The organism is Salinibacterium sp. NG22 (assembly GCF_015864925.1).
Classification (GTDB): domain Bacteria; phylum Actinomycetota; class Actinomycetes; order Actinomycetales; family Microbacteriaceae; genus Rhodoglobus.
In genome coordinates this window covers 1-609 of record NZ_JADYWG010000016.1, presented here as the reverse complement: position 1 = coordinate 609, position 609 = coordinate 1, and the positions used below count along the sequence as shown (strand labels likewise).

The 609-nt window shown below is 41.5% G+C and carries 2 tRNA genes; both read right to left on the bottom strand.

Annotated features, from left to right (window positions below):
- Window positions 1–375: 375 nt before the first annotated feature.
- Window positions 376–451: transfer RNA gene (locus tag I6E81_RS14225), tRNA-Ala, on the bottom strand.
- 8 nt (window positions 452–459) lie between these two features.
- Window positions 460–536: transfer RNA gene (locus tag I6E81_RS14220), tRNA-Ile, on the bottom strand.
- Window positions 537–609 lie beyond the last annotated feature (73 nt).

Below are 609 nucleotides of genomic sequence, written 5' to 3'. Positions count from 1 at the left end.
AAGGCATCCACCATGTGCGCGTCATTACTTGACCATCCAACCCCAAGTAGTCTCTCGACTTCTAAGTGTCATACAATCTAATTATGATAACGATATCACCTATGTTTATACGCTTGATTCAGTTCTCTTATTACTTTTTTAATAACTCACCCCTGGGATAACAACTGATGTCGTTAAGAGGTGAGCTATTAAGGTTAAGAGGTGCGCGTGAACACGCTCCTCTTAACCCAGACTCATATCTATGTTTTTAAATAGTTTCTATGCTCTCATCGAGTCACAGATTCTGTATAAAACAGAAAGAAGTAATCAATCACAATCACTTGTTTCTATTTAATACTATTAGCACTTAAAGCTTACTTACATCGTTTATAGTAGTGGTGGAGCCAAACGGAGTCGAACCGTTGACCTCCTGCGTGCAAGGCAGGCGCTCTACCAACTGAGCTATGGCCCCGTAAATAATGGTAGGCCTGGGCAGACTTGAACTGCCGACCCCCGCGTTATCAACACGGTGCTCTAACCAGCTGAGCTACAGGCCTTTGTATGCCTACAAAGGCAAAATCTAATAAATACTAGCTTAAACTAAAGAACAACTTGTTGTGAATTCTTGCT